The organism is Deltaproteobacteria bacterium (genome assembly GCA_009930495.1).
Lineage (GTDB): Bacteria > Desulfobacterota > Desulfovibrionia > Desulfovibrionales > Desulfomicrobiaceae > Desulfomicrobium.
This window is the reverse complement of sequence record RZYB01000061.1, coordinates 1-14,209: the sequence shown is the minus strand read 5'-3', so window position 1 is coordinate 14,209 and position 14,209 is coordinate 1. Positions and strand designations below refer to the sequence as shown.

10 protein-coding genes are annotated in these 14,209 nt (G+C 63.5%); 2 read left to right on the top strand and 8 right to left on the bottom strand.

Going from position 1 to position 14,209, the window contains the following annotated elements:
- Both acs and EOL86_07070 read left to right on the top strand, forming a co-directional pair.
- The coding region (gene acs, locus EOL86_07075; protein NCD25337.1) for an acetate--CoA ligase at positions 1 to 1,742 on the top strand (1,742 nt) is incomplete at its 5' end.
- A 73-nt stretch (positions 1,743 to 1,815) separates the two neighbouring features.
- The gene (locus tag EOL86_07070) at positions 1,816 to 2,964 is read left to right on the top strand and encodes a geranylgeranyl reductase family protein (protein ID NCD25336.1); all 1,149 of its coding nucleotides are present in this window, start codon (positions 1,816 to 1,818) and stop codon (positions 2,962 to 2,964) included.
- A gap of 208 nt (positions 2,965 to 3,172) precedes the next feature.
- Here the strand turns inward: EOL86_07070 and EOL86_07065 are convergent, their stop codons facing one another.
- Genes EOL86_07065 through EOL86_07030 form a run of 8 tightly spaced genes read right to left on the bottom strand, consistent with a single transcriptional unit; the run spans position 3,173 to position 13,334 of the window.
- Entirely contained in the window at positions 3,173 to 6,151 is a 2,979-nt protein-coding gene (locus tag EOL86_07065) for a phosphoribosylformylglycinamidine synthase (GenBank protein ID NCD25335.1), read from the bottom strand.
- A gap of 26 nt (positions 6,152 to 6,177) precedes the next feature.
- Positions 6,178 to 8,670: a diguanylate cyclase gene (locus tag EOL86_07060; protein NCD25334.1), complete on the bottom strand. Its 2,493-nt coding sequence runs from the start codon at positions 8,668 to 8,670 to the stop codon at positions 6,178 to 6,180.
- Position 8,671: 1 nt separating this feature from the next.
- On the bottom strand, positions 8,672 to 9,652 hold the full coding sequence (locus EOL86_07055) for a polyprenyl synthetase family protein (protein ID NCD25333.1): 981 nt from the start codon (positions 9,650 to 9,652) through the stop codon (positions 8,672 to 8,674).
- Positions 9,649 to 10,440: a hypothetical protein gene (locus tag EOL86_07050; protein NCD25332.1), complete on the bottom strand. Its 792-nt coding sequence runs from the start codon at positions 10,438 to 10,440 to the stop codon at positions 9,649 to 9,651. The genes EOL86_07055 and EOL86_07050 overlap by 4 nt, the downstream gene beginning before the upstream one ends.
- Positions 10,437 to 11,132 (bottom strand): futalosine hydrolase, encoded by a 696-nt coding sequence (gene mqnB, locus EOL86_07045; protein NCD25331.1) that lies wholly within the window; start codon positions 11,130 to 11,132, stop codon positions 10,437 to 10,439. Before mqnB ends, EOL86_07050 begins: the two co-directional genes overlap by 4 nt.
- A 7-nt stretch (positions 11,133 to 11,139) precedes the next feature.
- Positions 11,140 to 12,450, bottom strand: coding sequence for a nucleotide sugar dehydrogenase (locus tag EOL86_07040; GenBank protein ID NCD25330.1), 1,311 nt, complete (start codon positions 12,448 to 12,450; stop codon positions 11,140 to 11,142).
- A 4-nt stretch (positions 12,451 to 12,454) separates the two neighbouring features.
- Positions 12,455 to 13,162, bottom strand: a complete 708-nt coding sequence (locus EOL86_07035; GenBank protein ID NCD25329.1) for a ubiquinone/menaquinone biosynthesis methyltransferase — start codon at positions 13,160 to 13,162, stop codon at positions 12,455 to 12,457.
- Positions 13,149 to 13,334 carry a hypothetical protein gene (locus EOL86_07030; protein NCD25328.1) on the bottom strand — a complete coding sequence of 62 codons (186 nt, stop codon included), beginning with the start codon at positions 13,332 to 13,334 and terminating at the stop codon, positions 13,149 to 13,151. Before EOL86_07030 ends, EOL86_07035 begins: the two co-directional genes overlap by 14 nt.
- Between the last annotated feature and the right edge of the window lie 875 nt (positions 13,335 to 14,209).

Genomic DNA, 14,209 nt, shown 5'->3' with positions numbered 1-14,209 from the left:
GCTGGGACACGGTTCTCGATGATTCCAACGCGCCCCGTTATCGTTGGTTCAAGGGTGCCCAGTGCAATATCGTCTACAATGCCCTGGATCGGCACATTGCCACGGCCAACAAGAACAAGTTGGCCCTCATTTGGGAGGGCGAGGCCGGGGACACGCAGAAATACTCCTATTATGAGCTGTATCGCGCCGTGAATCGTCTGGCCAATGCCATGCGTTCCCTGGGGGTGGCCAAGGGCGACCGGGTCGTGCTGTATATGCCGCTCGTCCCCCAGACCATGATGGCCATGCTGGCCTGTGCCAAGATCGGGGCCGTGCACTGCGCGGTTTTCGCCGGTTTTTCGGCCAAGTCCCTGCGGCAACGCATCGCCGAGGTCGAGGCCAAGCTGGTCGTCACCGCCGACGGGTTTTATCGCAACGGGCGCCTCATCAATCTCAAGGCCACGGTGGACGAGGCCCTGGTCGCCGGGTGCGATTGCGTCGAAACCGTGGTTGTCGTCAACCGGGCCAAGCTCGACGTGGACATGAGCGAGGCCCGCGACATCTGGTACGACGCCCTGGTCCGCCAGGAACGCTCCGAGGCCGTGACCGAAATCATGGATGCCGACGATCCGCTTTTCATCCTGCACACCTCGGGAACCAGTGGCGAACCCAAGGGCGTGGTCCACGGCCACGCCGGGTACATGGTCGCCCTGCACCGTTCCTTGGACTGGGTTTTCGACATCAAGCCCACGGATATTTTCTGGTGCACCGGCGACATGGGCTGGATCACGGGGCATAGCTACGTGGTCTATGGTCCCCTCATCGCCGGCACGACCACGGTCATGTACGAGGGGCATCCCCTCTACCCCCAGGCCGACCGCATGTGGGATATTGTCGCCCGTCATGGCGTGACCATTTTGTACACCGCGCCCACGGTCATCCGCATGCTCATGCGCTACGGCAACCAATACCCGCGCATGCACGATCTTTCCAGTCTGCGCCTCCTGGCCAGTGTTGGCGAGCCTATTTCGCCGGACACGTGGCTGTGGTTCTACAAGCACATCGGCCATTCCGAATGCCCCATTCTGGATACCTGGTGGCAGACAGAAACCGGGGGCTGCATGATCACTCCCTTCCCGGTTTCCGTGCTCAAGCCCGGTTCCGTGCACCGGCCCATGCCCGGCGTCGAGGTCGATATCGTCGACGATCAGGGGCGGCCCCTGGCCGCGGGAGAATGCGGCTTTCTGGTCATCACCAGGCCCTGGCCGGGCATGCTTCTCGATTTATACCGCCGGTCGGAGTTGTTCGAGCGCGTCTACTGGCCCTTGGGGCCGGATGTGTTCTGGACCGGTGATTACGCCCACCGCGACGAGGATGGCCTGATCTGGATTCATGGCCGCGCCGACGATGTCATGAACATCGCCGGGCACCGTATCGGCAATGTCGAGGTCGAGAACGCCTTTCTGGCGCACAAGGCCGTGTCCGAGGTGGCCGTCATCGGCATTGCGGACAAAATCAAGGGCGAGGTGGCCAAGGCCTTCGTGGTGCTGCATCCGGACTTCGCGATCCTGGACGATCGCAACGAGATCATCCGCATGCTGAAGAACCACATCCGCAAGGAAGTCGGGCCCGTGGCCGTGATCCGGTCCGTGGAATTCGTGGAGCAGCTGCCCCGAACCCGCAGTGGCAAGATCGCCCGGCGGGTCTTGAAGGCCAGGGAAAACGGCCAGGAGGTCGATCCGGCCCTCATCGACGCGGATTGAAACCAGGGCCGAGCCATCAGTCACGAGGGCTCTCCATGGCGTGGGGAGCCCTTTCGTTTCGACGAGGAAGAATATGCACGATGCCGATGTGATCATCGCCGGAGCCGGGCCGGCCGGAAGCACGGCCGCTCGGGTTTTGGCCAAGCAGGGGTTTTCCGTGTTGGTCGTGGACCGGGCCGCGTTTCCACGTCCCAAGCTTTGCGGCGGCCTGTTGACCTGGAAGTCCATGCGTCTGCTCGAACATCTGCGGGTGGGGCGTCCGGCGGATCTGATCGCGGCCGGCGTCGTGGACACGGTCACGGACGGATTCGTCTTGCGCCACCGCGAAAAGCGTCTGGCCCAAGGCCGGTTTGCCTATCCGTTTCATCTCGTGAACCGCGCCGCCTTCGATGCCCTCCTTCTGGATCGAGCCCGTGCCGCCGGAGCCGAGGTGCGCGTCCAGTGCTCCGTGCGTGGCGCTGATTCGGCCGGAGTCCTGGATACGGATCAGGGGCGATTGCGTGGTCGTTTTGTCATCGGCGCGGACGGGGTCAATTCCGGAATTCGCCGCGCCTGCGACGTGGACAAAAAGGACTGGGTCGGGGGGCTGGCCTCGGCCATCGAAATCGCCGTTCCCTGGTCCGAAAGCCCGCGCCGCACGGATCGGCCGGAGCTCTTCGCGGGTGTTTTGTCGGCCGGGTACGGATGGTTCTTCCCCAACCGGGACCGGGCTCTTTTGGGCATCTGCGGCCTGTCCCGGCATACGCCTAATTTTCGACGGGCCTTTCTGGATTTTCTGGGTGTTCTTGGCGTGCGCGAGCCCGAGGATTTTGTCCGCCACCATCCTCTCCGGGGCCACCCCCTGCCCTATGGCAACGCCCTGGACCGGCCATGGGCCGGGAACACGCTGCTTGTCGGCGACGCGGCCGGACTGGCCGATCCCCTTTTGGGCGAGGGTATTTTTTATGCCCTGCTTTCGGGCTGGTACGCGGCCGAGGCCATTGCCCAGGCCTTGCGCGGAGGCTCTCATCCAGGCCGGATTTACGAGTCCCGGCTGGCTGGGTGCGTTGCCCCGGAAATACGCGGCGCGAATCGGCTGCGTTGGCTTCTTTTTGGTCTGGAACGCTACGTGAGCCCCGACGCGCTGCGTGGCTATTTTCGTCTGCGTACCGGGGCCCTGGCCGAGATGGTCCACGGTATCCGCTCCTATGCCTGGGGGCGGAAAAAAACCTGGGATTTTTAACTGGAAGTCGGTTTTTGACAGTCGGCCTGGTTCGAGGCCAAGCCGGTGACTACCGGTGACTAAAAAGAGCCCGTTCTCCGGAGAGGCCGGGCTCTTGGCGTGGTGCGCGGCATGTCGGGATCAGTCGGTTGGGTAGAAGTCGGTGGCCGAAATTTCCCGCGCTCCGGATTCTCTCCGCGTGGTGTGTTCGGGCCGGGCGCCGGCTATTTTAGAAATCCAACGTCTTTTTCCAGGCCGTGGCCAACTCCTCCACGGGTGCGCCGACCAGGATTTTGTCCCCGTCGCGCAGGGTTAGCACGCCGTCGGTCGTTGTCTGGCCGATCAGACCCATAAAATCTCCGGCGAACAGGGCCTCGAACGCCTGTTGCTTGTCCTTGGCCACGGTCACGATGAAGCGGCTGGCGGATTCGCTGTACAGGGTTTGTTCCACGGTGCAGTCCAGGCTTGGCGCGGCCGTGACCTCAATATCCGCGCCGATGCGTCCGGCCAGGGCCATTTCGGCCAGGGCCACGGCCAGACCGCCATCGGAGATGTCGTGGGCGGCCGTCAGCAGGCCGTTTTGGATGGCCTCGTACATGCGTTCGTAACGAACCCGCGCCGAAACCGCGTCCACCTGGGGCACCGCGCCGCACAGGCCCAGGGCGTCGGCGTATTCGGAGCCACCCAGTTCGTTCTTGGTCAGGCCGAGAACGTAGACCAGCTCGCCCGGTCGTTTGAAGTCCGAAGTCATGGTCTTGGCGCAGTCCGGGATGACGCCCATGACCGAGAAGAGCACCGTGGGCGGGATGGAGATTTTCATGCCGCCACCGGTGTAGTCGTTCTTCATGGAGTCCTTGCCGGACACGCAGGGCACGCCATACGCGAGGCAGTAATGGGCCAGGGCCTGGTTGGCGCGGACCAGCTGGGCCAACTTGTAGTGGCCGTCCGGAGTCTTTTCGGACTGGACCGGATCGCACCAGCAGAAGTTGTCCGTGCCGGCCATGTGGTGGATGTCCGCGCCCGTGGCCACGGCGTTGCGCACACCTTCGTCGATGGCGCAGGCCATCATCCAGTAGGTGTCCAGGTCGGAGAGCTTGGGGCAGATGCCGTTCGCGATGACCAGGGCGCGCTCGCTGTCAAGCTGGGGCCGGATCACGGCGGCATCGGCCGGGCCGTCGTTCTTGGCGCCGACAAGGGGCTTGACGACGCTGCCTCCCTGGACCTCGTGGTCGTACTGCCGGATGACATACTCGCGCGAGCAGATGTTCAGGCGTCCGAGCATGGTTTGCAGGAAGCTTGCGTGGTCCGTGACCGTATTCGTGCAATCCGGGCAGGTGCGACAGTTCCGGGGCTGTTCCCAAACGGCCTTGAGCTGGAGCTGGGGGGCGCCGTCGTGGAGGAACTCCATGTCCAGGTCGGCCACGATCCGCTCGCCGTGGCGGACATGCAGAAATCCGGAATCCGTGAATTGGCCAAGGTCCGAGACCTCGACGTCCATTTCCCGGGCCAGGGCTGTGAATTCGTCCAGCTTGGCCGGCGGCACGGCCAGGGTCATGCGTTCCTGGGCCTCGGAGACGAGGATTTCCCAGGGGCGCAGACCGTCGTACTTGAGGGGGGCCTTGGCCAGGTCCATGTCGCAGCCGCCGCAGTCCTGGGCCATCTCGCCCACGGACGAGGACAGGCCGCCCGCGCCGTTGTCGGTGATGGCGTTGTAGAGCCCCAAGTTCCGGGCGCGCATCAGAAAGTCATACATCTTGCGCTGGGTGATGGGGTCGCCGATCTGCACGGCCGTGGCCGGAGAGCCTTCGTGCAGTTCCTCGGACGAGAAGGTCGCGCCGTGGATGCCATCCTTGCCGATACGGCCGCCGGCCATGATGATGTGATCCCCAGGCAGGGCCCTTTTTTCGTGGCTCGGCCTGCCGGCGACCTGGGCCGGCATGGTTCCGATGGTGCCGCAGAAGACCAGCGGCTTGCCCAGGAAGCGCTCGTGGAAAACGATGGCCCCGTTGACGGTCGGGATGCCGGATTTGTTGCCACCGTGCTCCACGCCTTCGCGCACGCCTTCAAAAACCCGGCGCGGGTGCAGCAGGCGCGGCGGCAGCTCGCCTTCATGGAAGGGCGAGGCGAAGCAGAACACGTCGGTGTTGCACAGGAGATTCGCGCCCAGACCCGTGCCCATGGGATCGCGGTTGACGCCGACGATGCCGGTCAGGGCTCCGCCGTAGGGGTCCAGGGCCGAGGGGCTGTTGTGGGTTTCGACCTTGATGCAGACGTTCATGTCGTCGCTGAAACGGATCACGCCGGCGTTATCCTTGAACACGGACAGGCAGAAGTCATCCGCGCCCATGCGCTGCCGGAGCATCTTCGTGCTGCCCTGGATAAAGGTCTTGTAGAGGCTGTTGATTTCCGTGGTGGTGCCGTTTTCACGGTTTTCATAAGAAATGCGCGAGCTGAAAATTTTGTGCTTGCAGTGCTCGGACCATGTCTGGGCCAGGCACTCCAGCTCCGCGTCCGTGGGCGCGGCGGGCAGGCCCTTGGCCCGGCGGTGGGCGATGACCCTGGGTTGGGTGTAATACTCGCGGATGCGGCGCATTTCGTCCAGGTTCAGGGCCAAAACACCGTCGCGGGACAATTTCATGAGCCCGGCGTCGTCCAGGGCCGAGAGATCCACGGTTTCGACCGTGTTGCTGGCCGCGCCCGTGACCTTGGCCGCGCGCGCCGGAAAGCCGGGATTGCTTGCCCAGTCTGCCGCGCTTTTGATTTCAAACCGCTGGATCAGCTCGTTGGCCAACAGGTCCTTGGCGATGTGCCCGACCTGTTCGCGGCCGAGCTCCGCCGTGATCAGGTATTGGGTCGAGGTGTAGACGGCGATGTCCATGCCTGCATCACCCAGGACGGTACGCAGGGTTTCCTTGGCCGTGCGACCCTCGTTGTCGGTCACGCCGGGACGAAAACCGACCTCGATGATCCAGTCGAAATCGCGGGCGGCCGGCGTGGTCTGGGCCGTGTGCAGGACCGGGTCGTGCAGGGCTCCGGCCTCGATGGCCTGGGCGATCTGGGCCTCGGTCAGGCCGTCGACGGTATATACCCGGATGATGCGGACGCGGTTTACGTTCAGGCCGAGTTCGTTGTGTATCTTGTGGGCGGTCTTGTTGCCCTGGGTATCGGTCACTGCCTGGCGCAGAGCCACTTCGACTCGGATCGGCATGATGGTCTCCTGGGATGTTGGGTGATTCAGGACAGGGGGCTGGTCTGCAGGTGCACGATGGTGTTCCCGCCGGACGCCTTGGCTTGATAATTGGCTTTGTCACCGCGTTCAAGCAGAGAACGCGCCGTGTCTTCGGGCTCGAACACGCTGAGGCCGATGCTCAGGGTCACCTGGGGGTAAAGGACCGTCAGTTGCTCCTGGATGCGCGAGGCCATGGCCAGCAGGGTGGAATGCGCGGCGTTGCTGGAAATGATGACGAATTCGTCACCGCCATATCGGCAGGGATAGTCGAATCCCTTGCGCAGCACGGACCGCAGGATCTGGCCCAGATCCCGCAAGGCGCGATCTCCACTGTGATGGCCATGAGTATCGTTGAAATCCTTGAATTTATCGATGTCGAAGAAGATCAGCCCCAGGGGTACTCCCGTGCGCTGGGCGCGGGCGATTTCGCGGTCCAGGATGGGTTGGAGGTGGTGTCGGTTGAAAACCTGGGTCAGGGAATCGAGAAGCGCCTGTTCCTTGATCTTGCGTTCCAGGCGGCGGATGGACGAGATATCCCGGCCAACGACCAAGCCATGGTCTGGCCCGGACGGAAGCTTCGAGAAGAGAAGTTCCAGCTGGAGGTGGGCATCGTCGAGCACGATCTGGGCTTCCACGGCTTCGGCGCTGTTTTCCAGATAGTCCATGCTCCAGGCCGTGGGATAGACGACCGTGGGCCGGGTGATCTGAAACAGGTTCTTGCCGCGCAGATACCGGGCGTGGCGCCCCGAGGCATAGGTGATGACGCCGGATGCGTCGGTGGTCATGACCAGGTCCTGCATGGAATCAAGGAGACGGTCCAGAAAGTCCCGTTGGCGCAGGGCCTCGGTTTCGAGCACCTGGATTTCGGTCAGGTCCTGGATGATGACCAGTATCCTGGTTTGGGCGGCGGCCGTGATCTTGTAGCTGGTCAGGGCGAGACAGGACCGTGCCGTTCCGGTTTTGGGGCCCAGTCCGCAGGCGACAACGCAGTGGCTGGTCCGATCCTGGTCGGCGAGGTATTTCGACCAATTCCAGAGGTCCGGGAAACAGCCGGTGCGTTTGAGGGCGTCTTCCAGCATCTGGCCGGTCAGGTCCTCCTCGCGCAGATAGGCCGAAAAGCGTGGGTTGGCGCGGATGACGCGGCCCGCTTCGGTCAACAGGGCGACGCCGGCGGGTAGGATGTCCAGGAGTTCGGCCTTGCTTTCCAGGGCGTGGACGGTTCGCAGATGGTATTCGTAGCTACGGGCCAGCAGACGGCCATAGAGCGTGGTTTCGGCCTTGATGTCCGGGTTGGACGAGGGCGAGATCAGGCGCAGTTCGCCCATGATGCGGCTTTCCGTTTTCAGGCCGACGGTCAGCGCGCCTGGGTTTTTGAAGCGCTCGATGGACGTGGCGTTGCTGGGCTGGCCAAGATTGCCCTCGTCGACCACGTAGCGCTCGAAAAAATTGGTTTCCGGCGAAAAAAGAATGATTTCGGCTTGGTCGCAGTTCCAATTCCAGCGCAGATGGCGGGCGATGCAGGTGGCGATGGCGGAACGGCCACCGGTCAGGCTTTCGATTTCCCTGGCCTGATAATGGAAGTCCTGGAAGGATTGCAGCGGCAGGGTGTAGAGGCGCTCCTCCAGGCGTTGTTCGGTGATGTTCATGGCCGCGCACATGGCGCTGAAGCGATGGGCGCAGCGGGCTCTGAGGCTTTCCATGCCGCCGGCGGCGGGCCCTAGAACCTTGCCCATGATGAAGTTGAGCTGGCCCAGGGCGTCGGGTGACGGATCGTCGCGGAACTCGACCTCGGCCCAGCGCGTGCCAAGGATGACGGCCTGGGTCAGGGGCGGATGGTCGCGGAGGTGTTCCAGGTCGTGGTGATTGGCGATGGCCGCGACGATGTTCGAGGGAAAGCGCCAATCGCGCAGCAGATCGGCGGTCAGGCTTTCGTGATGGCGGGCGGCGTCCGGCCAGGACAAAAAGATCGAGTCGGTGCGGACAAAATCCGGATACTTGAGGGCGGCGCGCAACTCGTCCGGGTAGGTCGCGGCGTAGAGCAGCAGGGATAAATCCTTGATCAGGGCACAGAGATAGGCCGTGTCCTTTTCCGCCGGGCAGATGCTTTCGGCCACCAGCTCGGCGCCGATGGCGGCCCAGATGATGACCCGCCAGTTGGCGAAGGCGTCGAACCCGTGTTTTTCCAGAACGCTGCTCAGGCTTTTCTGCAGGCTCAGGGACAGGGCAATGCGCAGGATTTCGTTGTTGCCCAGGACAAAGGCGGCCCGCTGGAGATTGGTAATCTTGGATGTTTGTCCGTAATGCGGGGAATTGACCAGGGCCAGGACGGACGTGGCCAGGGCCGGGTCGAGCTTGAGGATGGAGGCGATGACCGCCAGATCTGGTTCGGGAGTGGCCATTTCATGCAGCAGGCGGTTCGTGGCCGGGGAAAAGGTCGCCTTCAAGGTGTCGCGCAGGGACGTGCCGATAGCGATCAGGGGAAGGCGATCCGTGTGCATGCTATTTCTCCCGGTGCAGGACAAAGTCGATCATGGCCCGCAGATGTGTTTTTTCCGAACATTCCGGAATCGCGTCCAGGGCCTGGTCGGCCAGACGCAGGTAGCTTTGCGCCGCTTCCCTGGTTTTTTCGGCCCAGCCCTGGGTCACGATGGCGTCGATAATGGCATCCTGGCGTCCGGTCGGCAAGGCGGGATCGGCCAGATCGTGATGCATCTTTTCGCGGACATCGGAGGCCAGACTCTCCAGATACAGAAGCAGCGGCAGGGTGAATTTGCCCTCGCGCAGATCCCCGCCCAGGGGCTTGCCGGAGGTGTCCGGTCGGGATGTATAATCCAGGGCATCGTCCACGAGTTGGAAGGCGATGCCCAGGTTCAGGCCGAAAATTTCGGCTTGGGTCTGGATGCGTTCCGAGGCCCCGGCGGCGATGGCTCCAAATCCGCAGGCGGCTTGGATCAGATAGGCGGTCTTGCCGGTGATGATGGCGATATATTCCTGGCGGCTGATGCGTGGATTGCGCACGGCCGCGATTTCCATGATTTCGCCGGTGGCGGTCTGCATGATGGCCTTGGAGATACAGGCGGTCAGGGCCGCGTTGCCGGTCCGGGCCACGATTTCGTTGGCCAGGGCGAGAAGCACGTCTCCAGCCAAAATGGTCGGCGCGACGCCGAAAACCGTGTGCGCGGCGGGTTGGCCCCGGCGCAGGTCGGCGTGGTCCAGGATGTCGTCGTGCATGAGCGTGGCCGAGTGCAGAAATTCCAGGGAGCAGGCCAGGGTCGGCAAATGGTCGCCTCGAAATCCCAGGGCCCTGGCGAAAAGCAGGGTCAGCATGGGACGCAACCGCTTGCCGCCGGCATCCATGACATGGGCGGCCACGGGGCGGACCAGGGGATGCAAGGCCGTGACCTCGGCGCGGATGGCGGCGTTGATGACGGGGAGTTCCTTGAGGAAGGCGATTTTGAGCTGGGCGATGGCGTCGTTCATGCGTGGGTCCGAAAGGTTTGCAGGATATCCAGGGCCGCTTGGCCGCGCGGTCCCATGTTCAGACTGTGGTCGTTCACATAGGCCGCAATATGTTGTTCGAGGGTGGCCGCGTCAAGCTCGCGGGCCAGGGCCGCGATGAGCGGCATGATGTCGGACGGATTGTGCCGGGCGTGCAGGATGCTGGCCCGAAGGGTCGTCGTCAGGGCCGCGTGGACATCGTCGCCCAGGGCTTTCCGGGCCAGGATGCAGCCCAGGGGCAGGGGGAGTCCGCCCGTGTGCTCGCTCCACCAGAGGCCCAGGTCCGTGTGCAGGGACAGTCCGTACCGGTCGTGCACCAGGGCGGTTTCGTGGATGAGCAGCCCGGCATCGACCTGTCCCCGCTGCACCGCGTCCACGATGGCGTGGAAAATCATGGGCACGGGCGTGAAGGCATGGGTCAGGGCCGCGGTCAGGACGCGCATGGCCGTGGTGTCCAGGCCGGGAACGGCGATGGTTCGGGGCGTGCCGGCGAAATCGGCCCGGGTGACCAGCTTCGGGCCGTGGGCCAGCCCAAAGGCACCGCCACAGGGCAGAATGACGTGGGTGTCCCGCAGACGCAGGGCCGTGGCCGCGCTGACCTTGATCACGTCCCAGGTGTCGTCGAACGCCCCCTGGTTCAATTCCTGGACGTCGTGCCAAAAAAAACGGCTGTCCAGGCCGGCCGGGGGCGGAACATGTCCCAGTATCCAGGACGCGAAAATGAAGGTGTCATTGGGGCACGGCGAAATGGCCACGGTCAATGGGGTCATGAGGTTTTCTCGCAAAGCGTGGGCAGAATGGCGGACAGGGAGGCCAGGGCCGCCTTGAAATTCCATTGGGATTTGTCACGGGCTCCAACCGGGTTGGACACGGTGCGCACTTCCAGAAAAGGCAAGTTTGCCAATCGCGCGGCCAGGGCCAGGCTGAAGCCCTCCATGTTTTCCGTGGCGGCCTGATAACGCTGGCGCAAGCATTCGGCCCGGGCCATGTCCCCGCTGACACCGGCCACGGTCAGGCTTGGCCCCGTGGTCCAGGTCGGGGGCAGGGACAGACCCATGGCCGTGGCGGCCGCGACGGGGTCCAGCGCCAGATGATTGGGTGGCGTCAGGTCGAGCTGGGGTAACATGGGAAAGTCGAGGGCTTCCGGGGCTTCTGGGTCCGCGTGGCGGACGGCGTATTCGGGCCAGATCTCGGCGTTGGCCACGCAGATGCCACCCAAGGGGAGACGCGCGGTGTCAAAACTGCCGCAGATACCCACGTTGACCACGCCGCAGGCTTCTGGATGGGCTTCCAGAATGGCGCCAATGCGCAAGGCCGCCGCGATCGGGCCGACTCCGACCACGCAGGCCAGTATTTCCCGTCCGGCCATGGTCAGGCGGCGAGGACGCGTGGCGTCGATGGACGCGGCATGATTCAGGGCGCCGACGCATTCCCGCGAAGTGGCGCAGGCCAGGATGAGCATGCGCGTCTTAAAGCCGCCAGTAGTCAAACTGGTCGGAAAGTGCGTCTTTATTCAGGAACCCCTTGACATCGATGATGATTCCGTTCTCGGGGTGGCGAAACATGCCCTTGAGCCGGGCGGTGTCCAGGCCCGCGAATTCCTGGTGTGGAACCGCCAGGATCAAGGCGTCCAAGTCGCGCAGGTCCTCCAGGGGGCAGAGGCGTACTCCATATTCGGCCAGGGCCTCGGCGGGGTCGGCCAGGGGGTCGTGGACCAGAATCCTGGTCTGAAAATCGGTCAACTCATGGATGATGGCCTCGACCTTGCTGTTGCGCAGATCGGGCACGTTTTCCTTGAATGTCAGGCCCAGCACGCCAATTCGCGCCCTCTTGATCTGGCATCCCCTGTTGATCATGAACTTGACGGTTTTTTCGGCGATGAATTTGCCCATGCCGTCGTTGATGCGCCGGCCAGCCAGGATGACCTGGGGGTGGAAACCCATGGATTCGGCCTTGAAGGTCAGATAATACGGGTCCACGCCGATGCAGTGCCCGCCGACCAGACCCGGCCGGAAGGGCAGGAAGTTCCATTTGGTGCCGGCTGCCTGGAGGACCTCATTGGTGTCGATGCCCATGCGGTCGAAGATCAGGGCCAGTTCGTTCATGAGGGCGATGTTCAGGTCGCGCTGGGTGTTTTCGATGACCTTGGCCGCCTCGGCCACTTTGATGGACGAGGCCCGGTGCACGCCGGCCTTGGCCACGGTTTCGTAGAAGCGGACCAACAGGTCTGCCGTGGGCTTGTCCTGACCGGCAACGACCTTGACGATGGTTTGCAGGGTATGGATTCGGTCGCCGGGATTGATCCTCTCCGGCGAATAGCCAACGGTGAAGTCCCGACCGCAACTCAGGCCGGAGCGTTCTTCCAGGATGGGAACGCAGATTTCCTCGGTCAGGCCGGGGTAGACCGTGGATTCGTAGACGATGACCGCGCCCTGGCTCATGTGGCTGCCCACGGTCTGGGTCGCGCCGATCACGGGTCGCAGATCCGGCTTGCGGTTGCCATTGATGGGCGTGGGCACGGCCACGACGATGACGCCGGCCTCGGCCAAACGGGTTGGCTCGGCCGTGTATTCGATGCTGGCCCGTGCCAGATCCGCTGGCGGGACCTCCCTGGTGGAATCTTGTCCGGACAGAAGTTCGTCGATGCGGGAGTGGGAAATATCGAATCCGATGACCCGGAAATGCTGGCTCAGGGCCACGGCCAGGGGCAGGCCAACATAGCCGAGGCCGACCACGGCCACGGCGCGCGCGCCGGATTGGAGTTCGTCGAAGTGGATCATGGTGTTATGGGGCTACAGGTTTGCGCGCGACGTGGACATAGACGATGCCCGAACTCAGCGCTTGGTAGGACACCGCGTCGAAGCCGGCATCCAGTAATTCATGGGCCAGGACGCGGGCGTCCGGAAAGGCCCGGATGGTGTCGGCCAGATATTGGTAGGCCTCGGGATCGCGGGAAAAAAAACGGCCGATCTGGGGCAGGATGGTGCCGAGGTAGAAGTTGTACAGCCCGCGCCAAATCCGGGCTTGACCCGTGCCGAATTCAAGGATGCACAGACGGCCGCCAGGGGCCAGGACGCGCAGGATTTCCCGGTAGGCGTCGTTTCGGGGCAGGATGTTCCGGATGCCGAAGGCGATGGTCACCGTGTCCACGCAGGCCTCGGGGAGGGGTAATGCCCGGCCGTCGGCCTGGACCGGAATGATGGTTGGGCTCTCCGCGATCTTGGCCTGGCCCCGACACAGCATGGCTTGGGAAAAATCAAGGGCCAGAACGGTTTGTCCGGGATGCCGGCGCAGGATTTCGCGGCTGACATCCAGGGTCCCGGCCGCCAGATCCAGAACGCGGCCGGTGGCGCCGGGACGCACGGTTCGAACCAGGCGGTGACGCCAGTACAGGTCTTGTCCGGCGCTCAGGAAGTGATTCAGGAAATCATACCAGCCCGCGATGCTGTCGAACAAGCCGGACACCCGCTTGCCGTGCTCACGCGGATTCAACGGTATCGTCCTTGTCTGGCGTGGGCTTGTCTTTGATCACGGTTCCACGGATTTCGTCGTAGATCGGAGCAAAATGTTCCGCGAAGTTGGACGGAGAAATGCGGCCGACTTCGATGAACTTGACGACGATTTCCTTGGCCACCTGCAAGGTAAGTTTCTGGAGCTGGTCCATGGGGTGTCTCTCTGGTTGGGCATGATAAAAAAACCGCCCGGGGGGAATGGTGTCGACCTGCCTTGGGGAGACCGGGCGGTAAAAAAAACAGAAAGAAAAACCGGCGAAGCCCTCCCTTCGTTTTTTCGGGGCCTCTAGCACAGGGGCCGCCGCGAGTCGAGAGCCAGGGAGCGCCCCGACCTAGCCCTCCATCTCGCGCAGCAGGCTCGCGATTTCCTCGCGGATGATTTTCGCGGCCGTTGTTGGGATTTGGCCTTGGACATAGGCCCGCAGTTCGGCCTTGAGGTCTTCGGTGGGAATGGGCGTTTGCCTGGGCAGGGCGTCCACTGCTTGGCGCATGTCGAGAATGGATTGCCGCAGGGCGTCCAATTCTTCCTCCTTGCGGCGGAGCCCTTCGCGGACAACGCGCAACTCCTCGTCCTGACGGTGCGCTGTTTCGCGCAGGGCTTCGAGTTCCTGGTCCCGGGCTTGAATTTCGTTTCGCGTTGCCGCCAAATCGGACATGGCCACGGCCATGTCGTCGGTCCGTTCGCGCAGATCCTGGATGTCCTGGCGCAAGCTTTCCAGGGCGGCCAGGCGCTCCGATGCCGCCGTCAGATCCTGGCGCAGGGTTTCCAAAGCCTCGGCGCGATCCATGTCCGCGAGGCGGGCGTCCAGATCGCCGCGCAGGCTCTGGGCTAGATCGGCCAGGGCCGGAATGGCGGCCGGGTCCTCGGGCAGGATGGCCAGAATGTGTTCGGCGGACAACGGTTCGGGCTCGGGCCGGGCTTCCAGGACGGCCACGCGCTCCGATGCCGCCGCCAGATCCTGGCGCAGGGTTTCCAGAGCCTCGGCGTGATCCATGCCCGCGAGGCGGGCGCCCAGGTCGTCGCGCA